Origin of the sequence: Mycobacterium arosiense ATCC BAA-1401 = DSM 45069 (assembly GCF_002086125.1) — a bacterium.
Lineage (GTDB): Bacteria > Actinomycetota > Actinomycetes > Mycobacteriales > Mycobacteriaceae > Mycobacterium > Mycobacterium arosiense.
This window is the reverse complement of record NZ_MVHG01000007.1, coordinates 42,020-67,378: the sequence shown is the minus strand read 5'-3', so window position 1 is coordinate 67,378 and position 25,359 is coordinate 42,020. Positions and strand designations below refer to the sequence as shown.

Annotated in this window: 22 protein-coding genes and 1 pseudogene; 13 read left to right on the top strand and 10 right to left on the bottom strand. The window is 68.0% G+C overall.

All coding sequences use genetic code 11. The annotated features are described in order from the left end of the window. Positions 1-44: 44 nt before the first annotated feature. From BST14_RS05220 to nuoN, 9 genes and pseudogenes are all read left to right on the top strand, one after another. Positions 45-2,462, top strand: a complete 2,418-nt coding sequence (locus BST14_RS05220; RefSeq protein ID WP_083063520.1) for an NADH-quinone oxidoreductase subunit G — start codon at positions 45-47, stop codon at positions 2,460-2,462. Between the two features lie 5 nt (positions 2,463-2,467). Next, a complete protein-coding gene (nuoH, locus tag BST14_RS05215; RefSeq protein ID WP_169926051.1) occupies positions 2,468-3,739 on the top strand; it encodes an NADH-quinone oxidoreductase subunit NuoH in 1,272 nt (423 codons plus the stop codon). After that, on the top strand, positions 3,732-4,277 hold the full coding sequence (nuoI, locus tag BST14_RS05210) for an NADH-quinone oxidoreductase subunit NuoI (RefSeq protein ID WP_083063518.1): 546 nt from the start codon (positions 3,732-3,734) through the stop codon (positions 4,275-4,277). The genes nuoH and nuoI overlap by 8 nt, the downstream gene beginning before the upstream one ends. A gap of 26 nt (positions 4,278-4,303) precedes the next feature. Continuing rightward, positions 4,304-5,092, top strand: a complete 789-nt coding sequence (locus BST14_RS05205; RefSeq protein WP_211280661.1) for an NADH-quinone oxidoreductase subunit J — start codon at positions 4,304-4,306, stop codon at positions 5,090-5,092. Continuing rightward, positions 5,089-5,388 (top strand): NADH-quinone oxidoreductase subunit NuoK, encoded by a 300-nt coding sequence (gene nuoK, locus BST14_RS05200; RefSeq protein ID WP_007772892.1) that lies wholly within the window; start codon positions 5,089-5,091, stop codon positions 5,386-5,388. The genes BST14_RS05205 and nuoK overlap by 4 nt, the downstream gene beginning before the upstream one ends. A gap of 10 nt (positions 5,389-5,398) precedes the next feature. Further along, positions 5,399-7,285 carry an NADH-quinone oxidoreductase subunit L gene (nuoL, locus tag BST14_RS05195; protein WP_083063516.1) on the top strand — a complete coding sequence of 629 codons (1,887 nt, stop codon included), beginning with the start codon at positions 5,399-5,401 and terminating at the stop codon, positions 7,283-7,285. A 2-nt stretch (positions 7,286-7,287) separates the two neighbouring features. Beyond that, positions 7,288-7,362, top strand: a pseudogene (locus tag BST14_RS30750) (16S rRNA (guanine(966)-N(2))-methyltransferase RsmD); the annotation flags it as partial. Continuing rightward, a complete protein-coding gene (locus BST14_RS05190) occupies positions 7,359-8,942 on the top strand; it encodes an NADH-quinone oxidoreductase subunit M (RefSeq protein WP_083063515.1) in 1,584 nt (527 codons plus the stop codon). The pseudogene BST14_RS30750 and the gene BST14_RS05190, both read left to right, overlap by 4 nt. Further along, positions 8,939-10,528 carry an NADH-quinone oxidoreductase subunit NuoN gene (nuoN, locus tag BST14_RS05185; RefSeq protein ID WP_083063514.1) on the top strand — a complete coding sequence of 530 codons (1,590 nt, stop codon included), beginning with the start codon at positions 8,939-8,941 and terminating at the stop codon, positions 10,526-10,528. Before BST14_RS05190 ends, nuoN begins: the two co-directional genes overlap by 4 nt. A gap of 21 nt (positions 10,529-10,549) precedes the next feature. On the opposite strand, the gene BST14_RS05180 is transcribed toward nuoN, so the two are convergent. The 5 genes from BST14_RS05180 to BST14_RS05160 form a co-directional block, all read right to left on the bottom strand. Next, a complete protein-coding gene (locus BST14_RS05180; protein ID WP_245845317.1) occupies positions 10,550-10,942 on the bottom strand; it encodes a hypothetical protein in 393 nt (130 codons plus the stop codon). A 64-nt stretch (positions 10,943-11,006) separates the two neighbouring features. Then, positions 11,007-12,266, bottom strand: a complete 1,260-nt coding sequence (locus BST14_RS05175; protein WP_083063512.1) for a DUF58 domain-containing protein — start codon at positions 12,264-12,266, stop codon at positions 11,007-11,009. A gap of 7 nt (positions 12,267-12,273) precedes the next feature. After that, positions 12,274-13,251 carry an AAA family ATPase gene (locus BST14_RS05170; RefSeq protein WP_083063511.1) on the bottom strand — a complete coding sequence of 326 codons (978 nt, stop codon included), beginning with the start codon at positions 13,249-13,251 and terminating at the stop codon, positions 12,274-12,276. A gap of 19 nt (positions 13,252-13,270) precedes the next feature. Next, positions 13,271-13,753 (bottom strand): hypothetical protein, encoded by a 483-nt coding sequence (locus BST14_RS05165; RefSeq protein WP_083063510.1) that lies wholly within the window; start codon positions 13,751-13,753, stop codon positions 13,271-13,273. Further along, positions 13,750-14,694: a DUF4129 domain-containing protein gene (locus tag BST14_RS05160; RefSeq protein ID WP_083063509.1), complete on the bottom strand. Its 945-nt coding sequence runs from the start codon at positions 14,692-14,694 to the stop codon at positions 13,750-13,752. The genes BST14_RS05165 and BST14_RS05160 overlap by 4 nt, the downstream gene beginning before the upstream one ends. Positions 14,695-14,880: 186 nt before the next feature. Here BST14_RS05160 and BST14_RS05155 point away from each other — a divergent pair, with 186 nt between their 5' ends. Continuing rightward, entirely contained in the window at positions 14,881-16,266 is a 1,386-nt protein-coding gene (locus tag BST14_RS05155; RefSeq protein ID WP_083063573.1) for an HNH endonuclease signature motif containing protein, read from the top strand. Here BST14_RS05155 and BST14_RS05150 read toward each other — a convergent pair. Further along, positions 16,263-17,168, bottom strand: a complete 906-nt coding sequence (locus tag BST14_RS05150; RefSeq protein ID WP_083063508.1) for an SDR family NAD(P)-dependent oxidoreductase — start codon at positions 17,166-17,168, stop codon at positions 16,263-16,265. The two genes, BST14_RS05155 and BST14_RS05150, sit on opposite strands and share 4 nt — an antisense overlap. After that, positions 17,165-17,767, bottom strand: a complete 603-nt coding sequence (locus BST14_RS05145) for a TetR/AcrR family transcriptional regulator (protein WP_083063507.1) — start codon at positions 17,765-17,767, stop codon at positions 17,165-17,167. The genes BST14_RS05150 and BST14_RS05145 overlap by 4 nt, the downstream gene beginning before the upstream one ends. 46 nt (positions 17,768-17,813) lie before the next feature. Here BST14_RS05145 and BST14_RS05140 point away from each other — a divergent pair, with 46 nt between their 5' ends. After that, positions 17,814-18,965: a phosphotransferase family protein gene (locus BST14_RS05140; protein ID WP_083063506.1), complete on the top strand. Its 1,152-nt coding sequence runs from the start codon at positions 17,814-17,816 to the stop codon at positions 18,963-18,965. Further along, positions 18,965-20,080: an Rv3169 family protein gene (locus tag BST14_RS05135; protein ID WP_083063505.1), complete on the top strand. Its 1,116-nt coding sequence runs from the start codon at positions 18,965-18,967 to the stop codon at positions 20,078-20,080. Before BST14_RS05140 ends, BST14_RS05135 begins: the two co-directional genes overlap by 1 nt. Before the next feature lies 1 nt (position 20,081). Here the strand turns inward: BST14_RS05135 and BST14_RS05130 are convergent, their stop codons facing one another. Together BST14_RS05130 and BST14_RS05125 are read right to left on the bottom strand one after the other, a co-directional pair. Beyond that, the gene (locus BST14_RS05130; protein ID WP_083063504.1) at positions 20,082-21,449 is read right to left on the bottom strand and encodes an LLM class flavin-dependent oxidoreductase; all 1,368 of its coding nucleotides are present in this window, start codon (positions 21,447-21,449) and stop codon (positions 20,082-20,084) included. Further along, the gene (locus tag BST14_RS05125; RefSeq protein WP_142279279.1) at positions 21,446-22,681 is read right to left on the bottom strand and encodes an MFS transporter; all 1,236 of its coding nucleotides are present in this window, start codon (positions 22,679-22,681) and stop codon (positions 21,446-21,448) included. The genes BST14_RS05130 and BST14_RS05125 overlap by 4 nt, the downstream gene beginning before the upstream one ends. 227 nt (positions 22,682-22,908) lie before the next feature. Here BST14_RS05125 and BST14_RS05120 point away from each other — a divergent pair, with 227 nt between their 5' ends. Further along, entirely contained in the window at positions 22,909-24,255 is a 1,347-nt protein-coding gene (locus tag BST14_RS05120) for a flavin monoamine oxidase family protein (RefSeq protein WP_083063502.1), read from the top strand. Here the strand turns inward: BST14_RS05120 and BST14_RS05115 are convergent. Then, positions 24,250-25,215 (bottom strand): alpha/beta fold hydrolase, encoded by a 966-nt coding sequence (locus BST14_RS05115; RefSeq protein WP_083063501.1) that lies wholly within the window; start codon positions 25,213-25,215, stop codon positions 24,250-24,252. The two genes, BST14_RS05120 and BST14_RS05115, sit on opposite strands and share 6 nt — an antisense overlap. Between the last annotated feature and the right edge of the window lie 144 nt (positions 25,216-25,359).

Genomic DNA, 25,359 nt, shown 5'->3' with positions numbered 1-25,359 from the left:
GCCCGTGACGATGCAGAGCGAAGCGATGAAGAGGAGCGGCGCTCATGACTAGTGCGGCCAAGACCGAGACCGGTGACGAGGTCCGTCCGCCGGACATGGTTTCGCTGACCATCGACGGCAACGAGATCAGCGTTCCCAAGGGGACTTTGGTGATCAGGGCCGCCGAATTGATGGGTATCCAGATCCCGCGGTTCTGCGACCACCCGCTGCTGGAACCGGTCGGCGCGTGCCGGCAGTGCCTGGTCGAGGTGGAGGGCCAGCGCAAGCCGATGGCTTCGTGCACCACTGTCGCCACCGACGACATGGTGGTGCGTACCCAGCTCACGTCGGAGGCCGCCGATAAGGCCCAGCACGGCGTGATGGAGCTACTGCTGATCAACCACCCGCTGGACTGCCCGATGTGCGACAAGGGCGGCGAATGCCCGCTGCAGAACCAGGCAATGTCCAACGGCCGCGCCGACTCTCGCTTCACCGACGTCAAGCGCACCTTCGCCAAGCCGATCAACATCTCCTCGCAGGTCCTGCTGGACCGCGAGCGCTGCATCCTGTGCGCGCGCTGCACACGGTTCTCCGAGCAGATCGCCGGCGACATCTTCATCGACATGCAGGAACGGGGCGCCCTGCAGCAGGTGGGCATCTACGCCAACGAACCGTTCGAGTCCTACTTCTCGGGCAACACCGTGCAGATCTGCCCGGTGGGGGCGCTGACCGGAACCTCGTATCGGTTCCGGGCCCGCCCGTTCGACTTGGTTTCCAGCCCCAGCGTCTGCGAGCACTGCGCTTCCGGATGCGCCCAGCGCACCGACCACCGCCGCGGAAAGGTGCTGCGCCGGTTGGCCGGCGACGATCCCGAAGTCAACGAGGAGTGGAACTGCGACAAGGGCCGGTGGGCGTTCACCTATGCGACCCAGGCCGACGTGCTCACCACTCCCCTGATCCGCGACGCCGACGGATCGTTGCAGCCGGCCTCCTGGTCGCACGCGATCGCCGTCGCGACGAAGGGCCTCGAGGCCGCGCGTGGCCGCGCGGGAGTGCTGGTGGGCGGCAGGGCGACCTTGGAAGACGCCTACGCCTACTCCAAGTTCGCGCGAATCGTATTGGATAGCAACGATATCGACTTCCGCGCCCGCCCGAGTTCGGCCGAGGAGGCCGACTTCCTGGCCGCGCGGATCGCCGGCAGACCGATCACGGTCAGCTACGCCGATCTGGAGTCGGCGCCGGTCGTCGTGCTGGCCGGCTTCGAGCCCGAAGACGAGTCACCCATCGTGTTCCTGCGGTTGCGCAAGGCGGCGCGCAAGCACGGGTTGCCGGTCTACGCGATCGCGCCGTTCGCCACCCGCGCGCTGACCAAGATGTCCGGCCGCTTGATCAAAACCGTTCCGGGCGCCGAGGCTTCGGCGCTCGACGGGCTGGCCACCGGCGAGGTGGGCGATCTGCTCTCCACCCCGGGTGCGGTCATCATGGTCGGCGAACGGCTTGCCTCGGTGCCGGGCGGGTTGTCGGCCGCGGCCCGGCTCGCCGACACCACCGGCGCCCGCCTGGCCTGGGTGCCGCGCCGCGCCGGTGAGCGCGGCGCGCTGGAGGCCGGTGCGCTGCCCGGGCTGCTGCCCGGTGGCCGCCCGGTCGACGACGAGAACGCCCGGGCGCAGGTTGCCCAAGCCTGGAACGTGTCCGAATTGCCCTCCGGCAGTGGACGTGATGTCGACACGATTTTGGCCGCAGCCACCGACGGAACGCTGGGCGCGCTGCTGGTAGGCGGTGTGGAGCCCGACGACTTCGCCGATCCGGCGGTCGTGTTGGCGGCGCTGGAGGGCGTCGGCTTCGTGGTCAGCCTGGAGCTGCGGCACAGCGCCGTCACCGAACGCGCCGACGTCGTCTTCCCGGTCGCGCCGGCGGCGCAGAAGGCCGGCGCATTCGTCAACTGGGAGGGCCGCTTCCGGCCGTTCGAAGCCGCGCTGCGCGGCACCAGCCAACAGGCCAGCCAATCCGACCACCAGGTGCTCGACACGCTGGCCGACGAGCTGGGCGTGTATCTGGGAATGTCCAGCATCGAAGCGGCCCGCGAAGAGCTTGCCGCACTGCGGAATTGGGACGGCAAGCGCGCCGCGAACCCGGACGCCCCCGCCCCGCAGCCCGCCCAGCCCGGCGCCGGTGAGGCGGTATTGGCCGGCTGGCGGGCGTTACTGGACAACGGCCGGATGCAGGACGGTGAGCCGCATCTGGCGGGAACCGCGCGCAAGCCCTTCGCTCGGCTGTCCGCCGATACCGCCGCCGAGATCGGCGCCGCCGACGGCGACGCGGTCACGGTCAGCACGTCGCACGGATCGATCAGCCTGCCGCTGGTGATCACCGACATGCCCGACCGGGTGGTGTGGCTTCCGGTGAACTCGCCCGGCTCGGCGGTGCACCGCCAACTCGGGGTGTCGGTCGGCAGCACAGTCAAGATCGGAGTGGGCTCATGACCGGGTTGACCGCATTCGGGCACGACACCTGGTGGTTGGTGCTCGGCAAGGCGCTGGCGATCTTCGTGTTCCTCATGCTGAACGTGCTGGTGGCGATCCTGCTCGAACGCAAGATCCTGGGGTGGATGCAGCGCCGCCCCGGCCCCAACCGGGCCGGGCCGTGGGGGGTACTGCAGAGCCTGGCCGACGGAATCAAGCTGGCGCTCAAGGAAACCATCACCCCGGGTGGGGTCGACAAGTTCGTCTACTTCGCGGCGCCGGTCATCTCCACGATCCCGGCGTTCACCGCCTTCGCGTTCATCCCGTTCGGCCCGGTGGTGTCGGTATTCGGCCACCGCACGCCGCTGCAGCTGACCGACCTGCCCGTCGCGGTGTTGTTCATCCTCGGGCTGTCGGCGATCGGCGTGTACGGAATCGTGTTGGGCGGCTGGGCTTCCGGATCCACCTATCCGCTGCTGGGCGGGGTGCGCTCTACCGCCCAGGTCATCTCCTACGAGGTGGCGATGGGCCTGTCGTTCGCGGCGGTCTTCCTCTACGCGGGCTCCATGTCGACGTCGCGGATCGTCGCCGCGCAGGACCGGGTCTGGTTCGTGTTTCTGCTGCTGCCGTCGTTCCTGATCTACCTCATCTCGATGGTCGGTGAAACCAACCGGGCGCCTTTCGATTTGCCCGAGGCCGAGGGTGAGCTGGTCGCGGGATTCCACACCGAGTACTCGTCGCTGAAGTTCGCGATGTTCATGCTGGCCGAGTATGTCAACATGATGACGGTCTCGTCGCTCGCGACCGCCCTGTTCTTCGGCGGCTGGCACGCGCCGTGGCCGTTGAACATGTGGGCCGGCGCCAACACCGGATGGTGGCCGGTGCTGTGGTTCACCGCGAAGATGTGGACCTTCCTGTTCATCTATTTCTGGCTGCGGGCCTCGTTGCCCCGGCTGCGCTACGACCAGTTCATGGGGCTGGGTTGGAAGCTGCTGATCCCGGCCTCGCTGGTCTGGGTGCTGATCGCCGCCGTGATCCGCACGCTGCAGAATCAGGGCTACGCGCACTGGACCCCGATCCTGGTGGCCAGCAGCATCGTGTTCGCCACGGCGCTCGTGCTGTTGCTGCGAAAGCCGTTCAGCGCGCCGGGTATCCGCGCGCTGGAGAGACAGCTGCGCCGCGAGGCGAAGAAGCTGCCGGCCGCACCGATCTCCGCACCGGTATTCCCGACACCGCCGCTGCCCGCGAAGACCCAGAGGTCCCTGGCGGCGGCGAGCAAGGAGGAAGCACGTGGCTAAGTTCTTGGACGCCGTGGCCGGATTCGGCGTGACGTTCGGATCGATGTTCAAAAAGAATGTCACCGAGGAGTATCCGGAAAAACCGGGCCCCGTCGCGCCGCGCTATCACGGCCGCCACCAGCTCAACCGCTACCCCGACGGCCTGGAGAAGTGCATCGGGTGCGAATTGTGCGCCTGGGCCTGTCCGGCCGACGCGATCTACGTCGAGGGCGCGGACAACACCGAGGAGCTCAGGTATTCGCCCGGCGAACGCTACGGCCGGGTCTACCAGATCAACTATCTGCGATGCATCGGCTGCGGCCTGTGCATCGAGGCCTGCCCGACCCGGGCGTTGACGATGACCAACGACTATGAGATGGCCGACGACAACCGCGCCGACCTGATCTACGAAAAGGACCGGCTGCTGGCGCCGCTGCTGCAGGACATGCTCGCGCCGCCCCACCCGAGGGCCGCCGGCGCCACCGACAAGGACTATTACCAGGGCAATGTGACCGCGCACGGGTTGCGAAAGGTCGAGCAGGCCGGAGAATCCCGGTGACCGGATCGACCGGCCACGCCGTCGTCGTGGCGTCCAGTTTTGCCCACGACACCATCGTCCGAACCTCCACCGGCGAAGCGGTCGCATTTTGGGTGTTGGGCGTCCTGGCCGTGCTCGGCGCGATCGGGGTGGTCACCGCCGTCAACGCCGTGTATTCCGCGATGTTCTTGGCGATGACCATGATCATCCTGGCGATCTTCTACATGGTCCAGGACGCGCTGTTTTTGGGTGTGGTCCAAGTGGTGGTCTACACCGGCGCGGTGATGATGCTGTTCCTGTTCGTGTTGATGCTCATCGGTGTGGATTCCGCGGAATCGCTCAAGGAGACACTGCGCGGTCAGCGCGTCGCCGGAGTCGCTGCGGGTATCGGGTTCGGCATTCTGCTCATCGCCGCCATCGGCAACGTGGCGACCGGCGGTTTCGCCGGCCTGACCACCGCCAACGCCAACGGCAACGTGGAAGGGCTGGCGGCGCTGATCTTTTCGCGGTACCTGTGGGCGTTCGAGCTGACCAGCGCGCTGCTGATCACCGCGGCCGTCGGCGCGATGGTGCTGGCGCACCGCGAGCGCTTCGAGCGCCGCAAGACGCAGCGCGAGCTCTCCCAGGAACGTTTCCGGGCGGGCGGACATCCCACGCCGATGCCGAGCCCCGGCGTGTACGCCCGGCACAATGCGGTCGACGTGGCCGCGTTGCTGCCGGACGGCTCGTACTCGAAGCTCTCGGTGTCGCCGATACTGCAAAGCCGCGGCGCCGATGGAAAGCAGACCCCGTCCACCGAGCCGAGCCCGAGTCTTTCGCAAGGCGGTACATCGTGAATCCGGCCAATTACCTATACCTTTCGGCGCTGCTGTTCACCATCGGCGCCTCCGGTGTGCTGTTGCGCCGCAACGCGATCGTGATGTTCATGTGCGTGGAGCTGATGCTCAACGCGGTCAACCTCGCGTTCGTCACGTTCGCGCGGATGCACGGCCACCTGGACGGGCAGATGATCGCGTTCTTCACGATGGTGGTCGCCGCCTGCGAGGTGGTCATCGGCCTGGCCATCATCATGACCATCTTCCGTACCCGCAAATCGGCGTCCGTCGACGACGCGAACCTACTCAAAGGCTGAAGACGCCAACATGACTCAAAACACCTGGCTGCTGGTCGCGCTGCCATTGGCGGGCGCCGCAATCCTGCTGTTCGGCGGGCGCCGCACCGACCGCTGGGGGCATTGGCTGGGCTGCGCCACCGCCCTCGCGGCGTTCGGGCTAGGCCTGAGCCTGCTCTCGGAGCTGCTCGGCCGCGCGGCCGACCACCGCTTCATCCACCAGAAGGTGTTCAGCTGGATTCCGGTCGGCCAGCTCCAGGTCGACCTCGGGCTGCAGATCGACCAGCTCTCGGTGTGTTTCGTGCTGCTGATCACCGGGGTCGGGTCGCTGATCCACATCTATTCGGTCGCCTACATGGCCGAAGACCCCGACCGCCGAAGGTTTTTCGGCTACCTCAACCTGTTTCTGGCGTCGATGCTGCTGCTGGTCGTCGCCGATAACTATGCGGTGCTCTACGTCGGCTGGGAGGGCGTCGGCCTGGCGTCCTACCTCCTGATCGGGTTCTGGTACCACAAGCCGACGGCGGCCACCGCGGCCAAGAAGGCGTTCGTGATGAACCGGGTCGGCGACGCCGGGCTGGCCCTGGGAATGTTCTTGATGTTCAGCACTTTCGGCACCCTGTCATACGCCGGGGTGTTCGCCGGCGCACCGGCGGCGGGCCGCGGCGCGCTGACGGCCATGGGATTGCTGTTGCTGTTGGGCGCCTGCGCCAAGTCCGCCCAGGTTCCACTGCAGGCCTGGCTGGGTGACGCGATGGAGGGCCCCACCCCGGTGTCCGCGCTCATCCACGCCGCCACCATGGTGACCGCCGGGGTGTATCTGATCGTGCGGTCCAACCCGCTGTACAACCTGTCCCCCGACGCCCGGCTGGCCGTGGTCATCGTCGGCGCGGTCACGCTGCTGCTCGGCGCGTTCATCGGGTGCGCCAAGGACGACATCAAGCGGGCGCTGGCGGCGTCGACGATGAGCCAGATCGGCTACATGGTGCTGGCGGCGGGCCTCGGGCCGGCCGGCTACGCCTTCGCGATCATGCACCTGCTCACCCACGGCTTCTTCAAGGCCGGATTGTTCCTCGGCTCCGGCGCGGTGATTCACGCGATGCACGAGGAACAGGACATGCGCCGCTATGGCGGATTGCATGCGGCGCTGCCCATTACGTTCGTCACCTTCGGCCTGGGCTACCTGGCGATCATCGGCGTGCCGCCCTTTGCGGGCTACTTCTCCAAAGACGCCATCATCGAGGCGGCGCTCGCCGCCGGTGGCTTGCAGGGGTACCTGCTGGGTGGCGCTGCGTTGCTGGGCGCCGGCGTCACCGCGTTCTACATGACGCGCGTGATGCTGATGACCTTCTTCGGCAAGAAGCGCTGGGGTCCCGGCAGCCACCCGCATGAGGCGCCCGGCCTGATGACATGGCCGATGATCCTGCTGGCCGTCGGCTCGGTGTTCTCCGGTGGCCTGCTGGCGGTGGGCGGCACCCTGCAGCGCTGGCTCGAGCCGGTCGTCGGAAAGCACGAGGAAGTCACCCACGCGTTCCCGGTCTGGGTCAGCTCCGCGCTGGCGCTGGGTGTCGTCGTCATCGGCATCGCGGTGGCCTACCGGCTGTATGCGACGACACCGATCCCGCGGGTGGCTCCGCTCTCGGTCTCGCCCCTGACGACGGCGGTACGCAACGACTTCTATGGCGATGCCTTCAACGAAGAGGTGTTCATGCGCCCCGGCGCGCAACTGACTCGGGCGCTCGTCGACGTGGACAACGCGGGGGTCGACGGCTCGGTCAACGGGCTGGCGGCTCTGGTGAGTTCGACGTCGAATCGGCTGCGGGCGCTGCAAACCGGTTTCGCCCGCAACTACGCGCTGTCGATGCTGACGGGCGCCGTGCTGGTGATCGCGCTGATTCTGGCGGTGCGGCTGTGGTGATTCGCGCCGGCGACGATGCAGCGGGGGTGCCACCCGCTCGCGGGGGACGAAGCGATGAGGAGGAGCGGCGCCGGTGAATAACGTGCCATGGCTGAGCGTGTTGTGGCTGGTGCCGCTGGTCGGCTCGGTGTTGATCATCCTCACCCCGCCCGGGTTGCGACAGCTCGCCAAATGGACGGGTCTGGTCTTCGGCGTCGCGACCCTGGCCGTGGCGATCGTCGTCACGGTCGGGTTCAAAAGCGGCGGCGCGCCTTACCAATTCGTCGAAAGCCATCAGTGGATCCCGGCGTTCGGCGCCGGCTACACCCTGGGCGTCGACGGCATCGCGGTGGTGCTGGTGCTGCTGACCGCGGTGCTGATTCCGGTGCTGCAGGTGGCGGGCTGGAACGACGGCGGCGGCCGTACCCGCGGCGTCCACGCCTATGTCGCGCTGACGCTGGCGATCGAGTCGATGGTGTTGATCTCGGTGATTGCGCTCGACGTGTTGCTGTTCTACGTGTTCTTCGAGGCGATGCTCATCCCGATGTACTTCCTGATCGGGGGTTTCGGCGGTGGGGCCGGCAGGTCGCGCGCGGCCGTGAAGTTCTTGTTGTACAACCTGTTCGGCGGGTTGATCATGCTGGCCGCGGTGATCGGGCTGTACGTGGTGACCTCGCAGCACGGTTCGGGCACCTTCGACTTCCGCGAGATCGTGGCCGGCGTCGCCTCGGGCCACTACGGCGCGGACTCCGCGGTGTTCAAGGCGCTGTTTTTGGGCTTCATGTTCGCGTTCGCGATCAAGGCCCCGCTCTGGCCGTTCCACCGCTGGCTGCCCGACGCCGCGGTCGAGGCCACCCCGGCGACCGCGGTGCTGATGATGGCGGTGATGGACAAGGTCGGCACCTTCGGCATGCTGCGGTACTGCCTGCAGCTGTTCCCCGGCGCCTCAACGTATTTCCGGCCGCTGATCGTGGTGCTGGCGGTCATGGGGGTGATCTACGGCGCGATCGTCGCCATCGGCCAGACCGACATCATGCGGCTGATCGCCTACACCTCGATCTCGCACTTCGGGTTCATCATCCTGGGCATCTTCGTGATGACCAGTCAGGGACAGAGCGGGTCGACGCTGTACATGCTCAACCACGGCCTGTCCACGGCCGCGGTGTTCCTGATCGCCGGTTTCCTGATATCGAGGCACGGCAGCCGCGCGATCGCCGACTACGGCGGCGTGCAGAAGGTGGCGCCCATACTGGCGGGCACCTTCCTGGTGTCGGCCATGGCCACCCTGTCACTGCCCGGGTTGGCGCCGTTTATCAGCGAATTCCTGGTCCTGTTGGGAACTTTCAACCGATACTGGCTGGCGGCTGCATTCGGGGTCACCGCGCTGGTGCTGTCGGCCGTCTACATGTTGTGGCTCTACCAGCGAATGATGACCGGGCCGGTCGCCGGCGGCAACGAGAAGATCGGCGACCTGCGCGCCCGCGAATTGATCGTCGTTGCACCGTTGATCGCGCTACTGCTGGTGCTCGGCATTTATCCCAAGCCGGTGCTCGACATCATCAATTCCGCCGTGGAGAACACCATGACCACCATCGGCCAGCATGACCCCAAGCCGACCGTCCCCATGGCGACACCCAGGCCGGCCGACCTACCCCGGACCGCCGAAGGACCGCGATGACCCTCCCAACCCCGAGCATCCAGTATTTCCTGCTGTGCCCGACGCTCATCGTGTTCGGCGTCGCCGTGGTGGCCGTCCTCGCAGAGGCCTTCCTGCCCAGGCGAATTCGCTACACCGCGCAGGTGACGCTCGCGCTTGGCGGGTTGATCGCGGCGTTCGTCGCGGTCATCGCCGTGAGCCGCACGATCCCGAGCACGGGGCGCGTCGCGGTGTTGGGCGCCATGGCTATCGACCGCCCGACGCTGTTCCTGCAGGGCACCGTGCTGCTGGTCGCGGTGATGGCAGTCGTCTTCATCGCCGAACGCACCCAGACCAGGGCGGGGCGCAAGGTCTCCGTGGGCGTCGGCACGGCCGGTTCGGGCGGCCTGGACGCCTTCACGCCGCAGGCGTCGGCGGTACCCGACAGTGATGCCGAGCGGGACGCCGAGCGGGCCGGAGCCGCCCAGACGGAGCTGTTTCCGCTGGCGCTGCTGTCTGTCGGCGGCATGATGGTCTTTCCCGCCTCCAACGACCTGTTGACCATGTTCGTCGCGCTGGAAGTGTTGTCATTGCCGCTGTACCTGATGTGCGGCCTGGCCCGTCATCGCCGCCTGCTGTCGCAAGAAGCCGCGATGAAGTACTTTCTGCTGGGCGCGTTTTCGTCGGCGTTCTTCCTGTACGGCGTGGCGCTGCTGTACGGCGCGACCGGCACGCTGCTGTTGACCGGCATCCGCGATGCGCTCGCCACACAGGGTGATACGTCGATGGCGCTGGTCGGTGTGGCGCTACTGTCGGTCGGCCTGCTGTTCAAGGTCGGCGCCGTTCCGTTCCATTCGTGGATCCCCGACGTGTACCAGGGCGCGCCCACCCCCATCACCGGGTTCATGGCGGCCGCCACCAAGGTGGCGGCTTTCGGTGCGCTGCTGCGGGTTATCTACGTGGCGCTACCGCCGCTGCACGATCAGTGGCGCCCGGTCCTGTGGGCCATCTCCATTCTGACGATGGCGGTGGGCACCATCACGGCGGTGAACCAGACCGACGTCAAACGCATGCTGGCCTACTCGTCGGTGGCCCACGTCGGATTCATCCTCACCGGCGTCATCGCCGACAACCACACGGGCCTGTCCGCCACGCTGTTCTATCTGCTGGCCTACAGCTTCAGCACCGTCGGCGCGTTCGCCATCGTCGGCCTGATCCGCGACGCTGACGGAGTCGAGGACGCCGCGCTCTCGCACTGGGCGGGGCTGGGGCAGCGCTCCCCCATTGTGGGCGTGATGTTTTCGATGTTTTTGTTGGCCTTCGCCGGTATCCCCCTAACGAGCGGATTCGTCAGCAAGCTCGCCGTGTTCAAGGCCGCCGCCGCGGGTGGTGCCGTGCCGCTGGTGATCGTCGGTGTGGTCGCGAGCGGGGTGGCCGCCTACTTCTACGTGCGGGTGATCGTGTCGATGTTCTTCACCGAAGCGACCGACGACACGCCGCACGTGGTGGCGCCGGGCATCTTGAGCAAGGCCGCGATCGCGGTGTGCGCCGCGATCACCGTGGTGTTGGGCATCTTCCCGCAGCCGGTGCTCGATCTGGCCGACCAGGCCGCCCAGCTGCTGCACTGACGCAGCGCCCGTCGACAGCGGTCAGTCCATGAACGGCCGGACGGCCAGCAGGTAGATCAGCAGCGCCGCCAGCGGGGCGACCAGCGGCAACCAGGGCAACTGCAGGGGAAACGACGTCGCGACCAACCCGGCGACCGTAAACCCGACGGCGCCAAGCGCGGTCGGCCAGCTGTCCAGCACCACGAGCGCCGTCGTGCCGACCGCATGGCGACACACCAGGTAGGCGGCGGCGCACAAACCGGACAGCGCGACGAACATCACCGGCGGGCTGGACAGCAGGACCGTGACGGCCGCCAACAGCACGGCAACCGTTGCGGCCGGACGGAATACGATCCCAGCCGCGACCGCGATGAGCGCGGCCGGCCACGCGGCGATCGCGGACTCGTGCCAGCCGCCGGCGGCCAGCCCCACCATGAGCAGGCCGAAGCCCGTCGCGAACGCGGGCGCCCCGACCCGTGTCAAGCCCCCCGCGCCGCCGTCAGCCACGAAGCCTCCCCCGCACCCGCCGTCGCCGATCCGGCAACACACCCATCGACTGCTCCAGGCCGCCATCGCCGGGCCACGACACGATATCCACGCCGATGGTGGCCATGTCGCGATACATCGCGGAGCGCTGCAACGCCCACATTCGATCCACCAGGGGGTCCTGTTCGTCCTCGAACGGCGAAGTGTCGAGAATGTCGACGGCGAGCACCACATGGCCCCGCTTGCGCAGATTGATGAGGGCCAAGGCGAATTCGGTGTCGAGCAGCGTGGAGAACGCGATGACGATCGCCCCGGCGGGAACCGCCGCGCGGGGCGCCAACGTGCCCGTGGTGTGCTCGAACCGGCCACCGGCGCGAAGGACGGTGTCGAGCACCCGATAGAACTGGCGCTGCCCGATGTCGGCTCCCAGCCATCGCGGGTGGTTGCCCCCGAGGGCGACGATGCCGGCCCGGTCACCATGGCGCAACGCGGTTTGCACCACTTGCGCCGCACCGCGCACGGCCCGTTCGGTGGCCTCGGTCGCCGGCCCGGCCGGCTGCCGGTAGCCATCGACGAGCACCACCACGTCGGCCGCACGGTCAGTCAACCGCTGTGTCACGTGCAGTTGGCCCCGGCGAGCGCTGACGGGCCAATTCACCGCGCGCAGTTGGTCACCGGGCACGTAGGGACGAATGTCGGCGTATTCCACACCCGGCCCGATATGACGAGTCAGGTGGGCACCCAACCGGTCGAGCAGCTCGGTCTGCGGGATGGGAGTGGGCTGCGGCGGCGTCAACGGGAACACGATGACCTCGGCGGCCCCGACGACGGCCGTTCCGGTGAGCAGCCCACCGCGGGCGACGACATCGACGCGAACCTCGACCGAATACCTGCCCCAGCGACGCGCGGTCGCCGTGACCGTTCTCGCTTGCTCCCCATCGAATTCCGGGACGTCGAGCTCCATGCCCGCTATGTCCGGAACCGTAAGCTGCACGGCCGACGCCCCAGCTTCGTCCGTCACCCACACCCTGACGCGTGCCTGCTCGTCTTCGAAGCATCGCTGGGTGTCGGGTTCACCGTGCACCCGGATCGCCGGCGCCGGGCGCTGCCAGCTGATCGAGCTCAACACGCCCACCAGCGGCGCGGCGAAGGCGATCAGCTGCCACCGGCCTCCGATCACCGCCGCGGCGATCGCGAACCCCGCGCACGTGGCGATGGCTCGCGTCAACTCCGATGCCCGCCAGCGGAACTCGACCGCCGTGCTGTGGGTCATGCGGGGCTCATCCGATCTCACCGGCGCCGGCGCCGGTGCGGGGCACCGGCAGGCGGTGCAACAGCTCTGCGATGACGTCGGCGCCCTGGATTTTTCGTACCCACATCTCCGGGCGCAGGGTGATTCGGTGCGAGACCGCCGCGATGGCGAGCGCCTTCACGTCCTCGGGGATGACGTAGTCGCGTCCGAGCAGCAGCGCGCGGGCGCGGGCGAGCTGGACCAAATCGAGTTCGGCGCGGGGGCTGGCCCCGACCGCGACCTGCGGGTGGTGCCGCGTGGCGTTGGCCAGCGACACCACGTAATGCAGGACGTCTTCGTGCACGGTCACCTGCTCGACAGATTCACGCATGGCCAGCAGGTCGCGCGCGTCCACCACCTGGTCGACCGTCGGTTCGGCCGAACCGCGTTCGAGGCGGCGGCGCAGCATCGACGCCTCGTCCCGCTCGCTGAGATACCGCAGTTCCAGCCGGATCGCGAACCGGTCGAGTTGCGCCTCGGGCAGCGGATACGTGCCCTCGTACTCGATCGGGTTGTCAGTGGCCAGCACAATGAAAGGCTTTGGCAGCTGGTGCGTTTCGCCGTCGATGCTCACTTGCCCTTCGGCCATCGCCTCCAGCAGCGCCGCCTGGGTCTTCGGCGGTGTGCGATTGATCTCGTCGGCCAGCAACAAGTTGGTGAAGATGGGGCCGGGCCGGAACGCGAAGCGGCCGGACTGCATGTCGTAGATCGTCGAGCCGAGCAGGTCCGCGGGCAACAGGTCGGGGGTGAACTGCACTCGGGTGAATTGCAGCCCCAGCGCCGCGGCAAAAGATCTCGCGATCAGCGTCTTGCCCAGGCCGGGCAGGTCTTCGATGAGGATGTGGCCGCGCGCCAGGACAGTGGTGAGGATGAGCCGCAACGCGGATCGTTTCCCCACCACCACGCGTTCTATCTCGTCGAGAATCGCCTCGCAGTGGGCGGTCGTGGTGGCGGCCGGCAGCGTCATGTTGGGATCGCGCCTCCTGTCATACCTGCTCCAGCTTCTGCAGAATCTCCTGCAACGCCGCACGGCCCGGGCCGGGTTGGCGATCACCGCTGCGGGTGACGTTGTTGGGATTGACCCATTCCCACAGTTCCACACCGAAAAGCATGCGCCCGGTTGCGTGATACGCCTCGGAATCCTTGGATCGCCTTTGGCCAGTTGTCATCTCGTACCGGCGGGCGAGCATCGGGCGCAGGTGCCGATCCCAGTCGGCCCGCGTCGACTCCGACCACCGGATCGTCGTCTCGGTGGTGGCAAGCCAGCGGCGCAACGAATCTCCGAGATCATCGGCGCTCGGCTCCGCGTCGGCATCGGGACCCCGCCCCAGCGCACGACGCAGGGTGAGCAGCACCAGCGCCAGCCCCACACCGGAGGCCGCCAACACCCAGCGTCGATCATGCTGGGTCAGCGCCAACAGTTCTATGCCGACGATGAAACAAACGCCCAGTGTCGTAATCTTTTTCATGCGGAACTCCGCGAACTCAGCTCGTCGAGGACCAACCGGAGGACGACTACCGCGATGTCGCGGTGGCCCTCGTTCATCACGTGGGGGCTGAACCGCGCCTCGGCGAACAGGTTCACCAATTTGACGGCGTTGTCGGCGTGCAGGGCATGATGCTGGACCGCGCGGGCCAGCACCTCGGTGGGGGTGTCGAATTCCTGGGGGACGGCGCCGGGAACATGTGCGAGTTCACGTTCCATAGCGGCATAGCAGGCGATGATCGCCTCGCGCGGTTCACGGCTCAGGTCGGTCATTTCCGCCAGACCGCGTTCGGCCGCCCGCGCTAGTGACTCCGAACGCGCGGCCGGCGCCGGGGGTTCCGCCGGTTCGTCGGCGACGCCAGGCGCCGGCGGACGCCAGCGCCGGCGCGCCGTGGCGACCGTACCGGCGACGAACAGCACCAGCATCGCGACCGTGCAGGCAAGCAGCATCCCGAGCATGTCCTGCGTACCGTCGCGGGGTCGGTGTTGGCGCTGCTGCTGTGACGGCGGTGCGGACGGGTTAGTCGACGGCGCCGCGCCGATGTCGGGCTGTGACGGGCCGGGGGCGAGGGCGTGGGGCAGGAATCGGGCCAGCAGCATCACGACGAGCAGCCAGGCCACGATCACGGCCAGTCCGATCAGCAACACCCGCCAGCTCGGTCGCCCCCTACCGGTGCCCAGCATGTCGGACAGTGCACCGGCGGTGGGCGCGGGAGCGCGGGGGTCACGCAGCCGCGCGACGACGGCGATCGCGATCAGCGCGAGCGCGACGGCCAGAGCCGTTACCACGAAGGCCAGCGCCGCCCGTCCGGCCGGCTCGTTGCGCACCGCATCGTGGCGAGCGGGAAGGTAGCCGCGCAGGGCGGCGGCGACCACGAGCAGCAGGACGATCAGGGCAACGACCCGCCCTGTCGGCTTGTCCATACCAGGCATTGGCACACCACTCGATTGGTTGCCTGCCGCCGTCGCGGCACTGACTTTCCTCATACTTGCACGTCAAACGGCCCCAGGGCCAGGATCGGCGTCCTTGGTTATCCACAGTCGGCGGTTCATCCACAGATTCCTCGCGCGCGGTGCCGATTCGAACGTGTGTTCCATACCATGGCGGGTGTGGGTCCTCTGGTGAACGCGGCACAGGCGCGGGAGCGAATCTGCTCGGCGCTCGACGCGATCGACGCTGCCCACGAGGCGCTGCGCCAGACCCCGTCGGATGCGGTCGGCAACGCCTTTCGGGTCGACGTCGCAGAACGCCTGGAGGCGCAGGACCGCACCAATCGCGGCCTGATGTACCGGATTTTCGGCGAAATCGCCGACCCACCGGACGGCGTGGGGTGCGTTCCCGCGGTGCGCGGCGCACTGTGGGCGCGACTACGCATCACCCCCAAGGAAGTCGCGCGCCGGTTTCGGCTCACCGCCCGCCTACGGCCGCGCCGTACGCTGACCGGCGCGCCCCTGGAACCCGAACTGCCAGCGCTGGCGGAGGCGGTGGCCGCCGGCGCCGTGGGTGAGGACCACATCCGCGCCGTATGTGCCGCTGTGGATACGTTGCCCTCGTGCGCCTCGCCGGATGATGTGGCGGAGGCCGAGCGCACGCTGGTGCGGCACGCGACGAAGCTCGACGCCGCGGTGGTCACCAAGCTCGGCCACCGAATCGCCGACTATCTCAATCCCGACGGCCGGTTCACCGACGTCGATCGCGCCCGCCGCCGTTGTGTGTACCTCGGCCCGCAACGGCCCGACGGAATGTCGCGGCTCTCCGGTCTACTGGATCCGGAGGCCCGGGCCTACTTCGAAGCCCTCGAAGCGGCGGTGCGGCCCGGCCGCCATCAGACCCCGGACAGCGATCCCGAGGCACGCGATGATCGCACCCCGGCCCAACGCTGCCACGACGCCCTCAAGCTGGGCCTCGAAATCGCCATCGCCTCCGGCGGTATCGGGGCGCACCGCGGCCTGCCCGTCACGGTGATCGCCACGACCACGCTGGCCGAACTCGATCGAGCCGCGCACGCCGCCGTCGACTCGTCAATCCCGATGCCCGCGCCGGCGCGCACGGGCGGCGGTTCACGACTGCCCATGCCGGATCTGATTCGCATAGCCGCCAAAGCAATTCACTACCTCGCGGTGTTCGACGAACACACCGGCCGGCCGCTGTATCTCGGGCGAGAGAAACGCATCGCATCCGCGGATCAACGGCTCGTCTGCTACGCCCGTGACCGCGGCTGCACCCACCCCAATTGCCTTGAACCCGGCTATCACTGCGAGGTCCATCATGCGCACGAGTGGGCGGATGGCGGACGGACGGACGCCGACAACCTGTTTTTCGCCTGCGGATCCGACCACGGTGCGGTGAGCCGCGGCGAATGGCGCACCGTGGTGGCCGACAACGGGCGACTCGGCTGGACCGACGGCAACGGCCCGCCCGAGGTCAACCACGCGCACCATCCCGACGAGCTGCTGCGCGGGGATCCCGACCCGCCCGAAGGCGACTCGGTCTAGCCCACCGTGAAGGGCCGGAAACTGCCGTCGAGGACCTGGAGGTGACCGATGGTGCGGCCGGTGACCTTGCCGGCATCGACCAGAGCCAATTCGACTGCCGCGCGAGCGAATTCGTCCTCAGACGCGGTGTCATCGAAGTCGCGGGCATAGTAGGACAGCCCCGGGGTGAGGATCGGCTTGGACGGCGACAACGCATTGACCGCGATGTTGTGGTCGGTCAGATCGAATGCGGCGCACTGGGTCAGGTGCTCGAGCGCGGCCTTGGATCCGCCATACCCGGGCAGTACCCCACTGCTGCGATCGGCATACGGGCCATCACCGGGCAATCGCGACGCGATCGAGGTGATGTTAATGATCGAGCCGCCACCCGCCTCGATCATGTCGGGACAAACCATCTGCATCAGCTCGTAGGCGGCGAACACCGCGATGTCGAAGTGCCGGCGATACGCGTGCAGGGGCGTGCTGACGAATCCCGGCCAGCCGGGCCTGGCGGCGCCCGGTGGCCTGGCGGCACTCGATGGCCTGGCGGCGCCCGGTGGCTTGGCGGCGCCGTCACGCGGTTGCGCGCCCGGCGCCGGCGGTCGACCGGGAGCGGTGAAGGCCGCATTATTGACCAGAATCCCGATGGGGCCCAACGCTTCTCGCGCTGATTTCACCAGCCGGGCGATTTGCTCGCGATCGGTCAGATCCGCCCGGACCGGCACCGCACGCCCGCCCGCCGCCTCGATGTCGGCGACGGTCTCCCCGATGGTGCCCGGCAAGCGGTCGTCCCATACTTCTTCGGTACGCCCGGCGACCGCCACCGCCGCCCCCTCGGCGGCCAGGGCCAGCGCGATGGCCCGGCCCAGACCGCGGCTGCCGCCGGTGACGATCGCGGCGCGCCCCGTAAGCCGCCCCGTCACCGCCGCACCCCGTGCACGATGATGGCGGTGGTTTGCTCCACCCACGCCTCGCCAAGCTCTTCTCCCGGACGCAGCAGCATCCGCAGCATCGTCGCTCCCCCGATCAGTTCGATCAAACGGTCGGGATCCACATCGGGATGGGCTTCGCCCCGGTCAACCGCCTCCCGCAGCCGCACCCGCACCGCGGTGAACAAGTCCGCGAACCGCGACATCACCCGCGCGTTGAGCGCCGGATCGGCGGTCATGTCGGCAACCAGACCGGGCAGCGCGGCACGCACCACCGGGGTGGTGAACACGTCGCGGGTGGCCTCGATCATCATCCGCATGTCGGCGGCGATGTCCCCCGCCGGCGACTCCAGCGCCGTCGGGGCCGTCGGGAACGCCGCCTCGTGCACCAGTTCGGCCTTGCTCGACCACCGCCGGTACAGCGCGGATTTGGTAGTGCCGGCGCGCTCGGCGACCGCGGCCAGGCTGATGTTGGAATAGCCCGTTTGGACAAGCAGTTCCGCGGTCGCCGAGAGGATGGCAGAGTCGATACGCGGATCGCGCGGGCGGCCGGCCCCGGAGGCCTTGTCAAGGTCGGACGGGTCTGCTTTCATAACGCTACCTACCGTATCGTAATTGCCTCAACGAAGGAGGCACCTTATGGCAACAGAACCGGCGGTCGACAACGTCGACCGGCTCCAGCGCTCCAGCCGCGACGTCACCACGTTGCCGACGGTCATGTCACGTTGGCTTTCCACCGTACTGCCGGACGCCGCAAATCCCGAGGTGACCGTGGAAAGCGGCGTGGATTCGACGGGCATGTCCTCCGAGACGATCATCCTGACCACCCGCTGGCAGCAGGACGGCCGGCCGACCGAACAGAGGCTGGTGGCGCGGGTGGCGCCCTCCACCGAGGATGTGCAGGTCTTCCCAACCTACCGGCTCGACCACCAATTCGAGGTCATCCGGAAGGTGGGGGAACTGACCGACGTGCCCGTGCCCCGGGTGCGCTGGCTGGAGAACACCGGCGACGTCCTGGGCACACCGTTCTTCGTGATGGACTACGTCGAGGGTGAGGTGCCCCCCGACGTCATGCCGTACACCTTCGGCGGCAACTGGTTTGCCGACGCTCCCGCCGAGCGGCAGCGCGAACTGCAGGACGCCACGGTCGGCATCCTGGCGAAGTTGCACTCGATTCCGAACGCGCAGAGCATATTTGGCTTCCTCACCGACGGCCAATCCGGCGACACCGCGTTGCGCAAGCACTTCAACTGGGTGCGGTCCTGGTACGACTTCGCGGTACCCGACATCGGGCGATCGCCGCTGCTGGAGCGGACTTTCGGCTGGCTGGAGGCGAACTGGCCGGCCGAGGCGGCCGCCGCCGAGCCGGTGCTGCTGTGGGGTGACGCCCGGGTCGGCAACGTGCTGTACAACGACTTCCGGCCGGTCGCCGTGCTGGACTGGGAAATGGTGACGCTGGGACCGCGCGAGCTCGACGTGGCGTGGATGATATTCGCGCACATGGTTTTTCAGGAGCTGGCCGGTCTGGCCACGCTGCCGGGGCTGCCCGGGGTGATGCGCGAGGAGGACGTGCGCGCCACCTATGCGCGCCTGGCCGGAGTCGAAGTCGGCGACCTACATTGGTTCTACGTGTACTCCGGCGTGATGTGGGCGTGCGTGTTCATGCGCACCGGCGCCCGGCGAGTGCACTTCGGCGAAACCGAAAAGCCCGACGATGTCGAATCCCTGTTCTATCACGCCGGATTGATGCGCCGCTTAATCGGCGAGGGCTCAATCGGAGAGGATCAGTAATGCTCGGACCGCTCGACGAATTTCCGGTACACCAGATCCCCCAGCCGATCGCCTGGCCGGGCTCTTCGGACCGCAACTTCTACGACCGCTCCTACTTCAACGCCCACGACCGCACCGGCGACATCTTCGTGATCAGCGGCATCGGCTACTACCCCAACCTCGGGGTCAAGGATGCGTTCCTGCTCATCAGGCGCGGGGATACCCAGACCGCCGTTCACGTTTCGAATGCCATCGATCAGGACCGCCTCAACCAGCAAGTGAACGGCTACCGCGTCGAGGTCATCGAGCCGCTGCGCAAGCTGCGCATCGTGCTCGACGAAACCGAAGGCATCGCAGCCGATCTCACCTGGAATGGCCTGTTCGACGTCGTCCAGGAACAGCCGCACATCCTGCGCTCGGGCAACCGGGTCACCCTGGACGCGCAGCGCTTCGCGCAGCTGGGCAGCTGGAGCGGGCACCTCGTCATCGACGGCGAGGAGATCATCGTCGACCCCAACACCTGGCTGGGCAGTCGCGACCGGTCCTGGGGCATCCGCCCGATCGGCGAGGCCGAGCCCGCTGGCCGGCCCGCCGACCCGCCCTTCGAGGGCATGTGGTGGCTCTACATACCCATGGCCTTCGACGATTTCGCCATCGTGCTGATCATTCAGGAGGAGCCCAACGGGTTCCGCTCGCTCAACGACTGCACGCGTATCTGGCGCGACGGCCGCGTCGAGCAGCTGGGCTGGCCCCGAGTCAAGATCCACTACCGCTCCGGTACCCGCATCCCGACCGGCGCGACGATCGACGCCACCACCCCGGACGGGACCCCGGTCCACTTCGATGTGGAATCCAAGCTGCCGGTGCCCATTCACGTCGGCGGCGGTTATGGCGGTGACTCCGACTGGATCCACGGCACCTGGAAAGGCGAAAAGTTCGCCGAACGGGTGACGTACGACATGACCGACCCGGCCATCGTCGGCCGCGCGGGGTTCGGCGTGATCGACCATGTCGGCCGCGCGGTCTGCCGCGACGGCGACGGCGAGCCGGTCGAGGGCTGGGGCCTCTACGAGCACGGCGCGCTGGGCCGGCACGACCCGTCCGGATTCGCCGATTGGCTGACGGTCGCGCCGTAGTTCAGCGGCGGTAGGCTGCGCCGGGGTGATCGTCGGGCAGCAGCGGCGCGGCGCCGCCGAGCCGCTGGCGCAGCGTGCGACGCGGCACGTCGTCGGGCACCCGTCCCCGGCGGCGCAGCTCGGGGACAACGAACTTGGCGAAATCGACGAAGGTGCCCGGGGTCGTCACGTAGGCCAGATTGAACCCGTCGACGTCGGCCTCGGCGACCCACCGCTCGAGTTCGTCGGCCACCTCGGTCGGCGAACCCACCAGCACCGGGCCGCGGCCGCCGATCCCGATCTCGTCGGCCAGCTCGGCCACCGTCCAGGCTCGGTCCGGCGCGGCGGTGGTAAACGAGGCCAGCGCCGAGCGGTTGGCGTCGGTCTCGACGTATTTCAGCGGTTCGTCGGGGTCGAGCTCGGCCAGGTCGACGCCGGTCCAGCCGCCGAACAGGGCGAGCGCGCCGGCGGGGCTGACGAACCGCCGGTATTCACCCAGCTTGGCGACGGCCTCGTCGTGGGTCTCGGCGACCACCGGGGTCACCATGGTGAACACCTTGATCGAGCGTGGATCGCGGCCCAGCGCGGCGGCGGCGGTCCGCAACGCCCGCACCGGACCGCGCACGATCTGCGGTGTCGGGCCCGAGACGAAGACCGCCTCGGCGTGGGCCGCCGCGAACCGCACACCCCGCGGCGAGGCTCCGGCCTGGAACAACACCGGGGTGCGTTGCGGCGACGGCTCGCACAGGAACGGACCGGGCACCGAGAAATAGCGGCCCTTGTGCTCGATGTCGTGCACCTTGGTCGGGTCGGTGAACACGCCCCGCTCCGCGTCGCGCACCACGGCGTCGGCCTCCCACGACCCTTCCCACAGCTTGTAGCAGACCTCGAGGTACTCGTCGGCGATCTCGTAACGCTGGTCGTGCGGGATCTGCGCGTCCAGGCCCAAATTTTTTGCGGCGCTGTCCAAATACGATGTGACGATGTTCCACGCCACCCGGCCACCGGTCAGGTGGTCGAGGGTCGAGAGCCGGCGGGCCAACACGTAGGGCTGCTCGTAGGTCAGCGACAGGGTGATTCCGAAGCCGAGGCTCTCGGTCACCGCCGCCATCGCCGAGACCGCGGCGGTCGGGTCGTTGACCGGAAATTGGGCGGCGTCGACGACCGCGGCGTCGCGCGAGCCCCCGTACACGTCATAGGCCCCGAGCACGTCGGCGAGAAACAACGCGTCGAACCCACCGGTCTCCAGGATGCGGGCGAGCTCGGTCCAATAGCCCAGTTCCCGGTAGCGGTAACCCAGATCGTCGGGATGGCGCCACAGCCCCGCGGACTGATGCCCGACACAGGCCATGTCGAAGGCGTTCAGAAAGATCCTGCGCGGCGTATTCACCCGATGTAATCCTCACGCGTCTCGGGCGCTGAGTACGCGGCGGCGACGGTGACCGCCGCCAGCACCGCGAAGTATGCCACGATCAGCCAGGGCCGTCCGCCGCCGAGCACCAACAACGACGCGGCGATCAACGGCGCGAACCCTCCCGACAGCACGGCACCGATCTGATAGCCCAGCGACGCGCCGCTGTAGCGCACCCGGGTGCCGAAGAGTTCGGCGAACCAGGCCGCCTGCGGGCCATACATCGCGTCGTGAACGACGTTGACACCGAACACGATTGCCAGTATGACCCATAGCGCCGACCCGGTGCCGGCAGCCACGAAGAACAACAACAGGGCCACGACTCCAGCCAGCGCGCCGAACAGATACGGCGGCCGCCGCCCCACCCGGTCCGACATCAGCGCCCAGCCCGGCGTGCTGAGCAACCCGAGGGCCGAGGAGACCAGCACCGCGATCAGGCCCACCGCGCTGCCCTTACCGAATGAATCCTGAAGATAGGTAATCGAATACGTCGTCAACAAGACGAAAAGCCCGATTTGTGACAGCCGCAAGCCGGTGGTGATGACCACGTTGCGCGAGTCCTTGCGCAAGACCTCCACTATCGGCAGCCGGGCCAGCTCGTCGCGCCGCTTGAGCCGCTCGAAGATTTCCGCGTCGGTCAGCTTCAGCCGGACGAACAGACCGATGCCCACCAGGAAAACGCTGAGCAGGAACGGGATTCGCCATCCGTATGCCAAAAAGCCCGGACCGGTGGCCTTTCGCGTGAGGAAGAATACCGAGGTCGCCAGCAGCATGCCGGCCGGCGAGCCCAACTGGGTGAAGCTGCCGAACAATCCGCGACGATCGGGCGGCGCGTGCTCCACCGACAGCACGGCCGAACCGCCCCATTCGGCGCCCACGGCCGGGCCCTGCACCACACGCAGGGTCGCCAGCAGGGCAGGCGCGAGCAGCCCGGCTTCGGCGTATGTCGGCAGCGCTCCGATCGTGGTGGTGACCAGACCCATCACCACCAGCGCGCCCACCAAAACCGTTTTGCGGCCCAACCGGTCGCCAAAATGCCCCGACAACACCGCACCGAGGGGCCGGGCCCCGAATCCGGCGGCGTAGGTGGCGAAGGAGGCCAATGTTCCCGCCGTCGGTGAGATATTCGGGAAGAAAAGCGGTTTGAAGACCAACGCCGATGCGGTCGCGTACAGGTAGAAGTCATACCACTCGATGGTGGTGCCGATCATGCTGCCCAGGGCCACGGTGCGCAGGTTCGACGCGGTGCCGGCAAATGGGGCTGAACTGGCAGGACTGGCGGCCGGACTGGTGACGGGACTTTCGGAAAGCACGTGGCGGCAGCGTAATCAACATAGCGAGGTCGGCATATGTTTGCCATCGCCGTGAGGCTAACGCCCGGCATTCAGCTTGGCAGAAATTGCCGTGAAAAGCGGAAAAATGCGGTTCACTGGACCGCGTGTCGAATCCGCCGCGAATTGTCGACGTTGTCGTGGTCGGTGCCGGCTTCGCCGGACTCGCTGCGGCGCGCGAGCTGACCCAGCAAGGCCATGATGTCGCGGTTTTCGAGGGTCGCGACCGGGTGGGCGGACGTTCGCTGACCGGCAGCGTCGCCGGATTGCCGGCCGATCTGGGCGGCACGTTCGTCGGGCCTACCCAAGACGCCGTACTGACGATGGCCGCCGAGCTCGACGTCCCGACCACCCCGACCCATCACGACGGCAAAAATCTGATTCATTGGCGCGGGTGGACGCACGCGTACCACGGCACCATCCCCAAGCTTTCGCTGACCGGCCTGCTGGACATCGGTCGGCTGCGCTGGCAATTCGACCGGATCGCGCGCAGCATCCCGCTAGCGGCGCCGTGGGACGCCCGCCGCGCGTATGAACTCGACGGCCTGTCGCTCGGCGGCTGGTTGCGCTCGGTGCGCGCGACCGCTTCCTCGCAGGACCTGTTGGCGATCGTGGCGCGGGTGACCTGGGGATGTGAACCCGACGACGTGTCGATGCTGCACGCCGCCCGCTACGCGCATGCGGCCGGCGGCCTGGACCGGCTGCTGGACGTCGAGGACGGCGCCCAACAGGATCGGTTCGCCGGTGGCACCCAACAGATCGCCGAGGCGGCGGCCGCCGAACTGGGCGGCCGGGTGGTGCTCAACGCACCGGTGCGGCGGATCGAGCGCCACGGCGCGGGCGTCACCGTCACCACCGACCTCGCCGAAACCGAGGCCGGATTCGTCATCGTCGCCATCCCGCCGGCCCACCGCGCCGCCATCGAGTTCACTCCCCCGCTGCCCGCCGAGTACGAGCAGCTCGCCCGGCATTGGCCGCAGGGCCGGCTCAGCAAGGCCTACGCCGCCTACTCCACGCCGTTCTGGCGGACCAACGGGTTTTCCGGCCAGGCGCTGTCCGACGAGGGCCCGGTCTTCATCACGTTCGACGTGAGTCCGCACCCCGACGGACCGGGCATCCTGATGGGTTTTGTCGACGGCCGCTCGTTCGACGCGCTACCCGGCGATCAGCGCCGCCGCGACGCGCTGCGCTGCTTCGCAACGCTTTTCGGCGACGAAGCGCTCAAGCCCCTGGACTACATCGATCATCGTTGGGGCGCAGAGGAATTCGCGCCGGGCGGCCCCACCGCCGCGGTGCCACCGGGGTCGTGGACGCGGTTCGGGCCGTGGTTGCGGGAACCGGTCGGGCCGATTCACTGGGCCGGCACCGAAACCGCCGACGAGTGGACCGGTTTCCTCGACGGGGCGATCCGCTCCGGGCAGCGCGCGGCCGCCGAAATCACCGCCCTGCTATGAGCTGATTCGGCGGGTGGCCGCGGTGCGGATCGCCGTTTCAGCGAGCGCGCGCAGCTGGCGGTTCACCTCTCGCGGGTGTTCCAGCATCGAGCAGTGCCCGCCGGGCAGTTCCACCAGGCCGATCAGGTTGGGCACGGTGCGCGCGATCCTGCGGGATTGGCTGATCGGGGTGAGCCGGTCGCGCTCGCTGCCGATGACCAACGTCGGGACGGTCAACCCGTCCAGGTTCAGATAGCGAGAGCCCAGCGACGCGACCAGCGCCCGCGCGCAGCCGGCCCGTCCCGCCGGCGAGGTGTTCTCGAAGAGCTCGTAGACGAGCCTGGCGATGCGCGGATCGGCGTCTCGTCCGGTGGCCAGCATCGCCACCATATAGCGGCTCGGGATTCGGGCGGCACCGGGCACCGCGAACCCACAAAACGTGTTGATCAGGGCGCGCCCGGCCAGAACCCGGGCAGGCGACAACCCGTAGGGCACCGGCAACAGCTGTACCTTGCGGATCAGATCGCCGGTGGTGGTGTTGATCAGCGCGACCACATCCGCGCGGCGGGGAACCTTGTGGCGGTAGCGCTGCGACCACGCCGCGATGGTGATACCGCCCATCGAGTGGCCGGCCACCACGGCGCGTTGGTGCGGCGCCAAGGTCGCATCCAGCACTGAATCCAGATCGGACGCAAGGTGATTGAGGCTGTAGTTGTTGGCTCGGGGCAAGTCACTGCGGCCGTGACCCCGATGGTCGAAGACGATCACCCGGTAGTCGTTGGACAGGTCGGCGATCTGATACGCCCACGCGCGGATGGCGCAGGTGATGCCGTGCGCCAAGACGATCGGGTAACCGTCGGGCGGCCCGAACACCTCCGCGTGCAACCGGGTGCCGTCGGCCGCCCGTACCGTGACGGTCTCACTCGGCGGCAGCTGCTCGGGGAACGGGTCAATCGGGCGGGTCGATCGTCGAGGACTCATCACCGCTCCCCCCTCCACGCGGCGCCGTTGCCGCAGCTAAGGATGCGAGGATTTTATCCCTGAGGTCGGCGTGCTTTTGGCAAATCCGGCAAACGATTCTTATATGCCGCTTAAACTCGTGTCGGGGTTGTTGCGCCGGGCGTT

Coding starts and splice junctions, on each gene's coding strand:
- nuoL (WP_083063516.1), top strand. CDS start 5,399: ATGACTCAAAACACCTGGCTGCTGGTCGCGCTGCCATTGGCGGGCGCC.
- BST14_RS05140 (WP_083063506.1), top strand. CDS start 17,814: ATGGCAACAGAACCGGCGGTCGACAACGTCGACCGGCTCCAGCGCTCC.
- nuoN (WP_083063514.1), top strand. CDS start 8,939: ATGACCCTCCCAACCCCGAGCATCCAGTATTTCCTGCTGTGCCCGACG.
- BST14_RS05175 (WP_083063512.1), bottom strand. CDS start 12,266: ATGACCCACAGCACGGCGGTCGAGTTCCGCTGGCGGGCATCGGAGTTG.
- BST14_RS05165 (WP_083063510.1), bottom strand. CDS start 13,753: ATGAAAAAGATTACGACACTGGGCGTTTGTTTCATCGTCGGCATAGAA.
- BST14_RS05220 (WP_083063520.1), top strand. CDS start 45: ATGACTAGTGCGGCCAAGACCGAGACCGGTGACGAGGTCCGTCCGCCG.
- BST14_RS05125 (WP_142279279.1), bottom strand. CDS start 22,681: ATGATCGGCACCACCATCGAGTGGTATGACTTCTACCTGTACGCGACC.
- BST14_RS05170 (WP_083063511.1), bottom strand. CDS start 13,251: ATGACGCTGCCGGCCGCCACCACGACCGCCCACTGCGAGGCGATTCTC.
- BST14_RS05115 (WP_083063501.1), bottom strand. CDS start 25,215: ATGAGTCCTCGACGATCGACCCGCCCGATTGACCCGTTCCCCGAGCAG.
- BST14_RS05145 (WP_083063507.1), bottom strand. CDS start 17,767: ATGAAAGCAGACCCGTCCGACCTTGACAAGGCCTCCGGGGCCGGCCGC.
- BST14_RS05160 (WP_083063509.1), bottom strand. CDS start 14,694: ATGGACAAGCCGACAGGGCGGGTCGTTGCCCTGATCGTCCTGCTGCTC.
- BST14_RS05180 (WP_245845317.1), bottom strand. CDS start 10,942: ATGGTGGGGCTGGCCGCCGGCGGCTGGCACGAGTCCGCGATCGCCGCG.
- BST14_RS05135 (WP_083063505.1), top strand. CDS start 18,965: ATGCTCGGACCGCTCGACGAATTTCCGGTACACCAGATCCCCCAGCCG.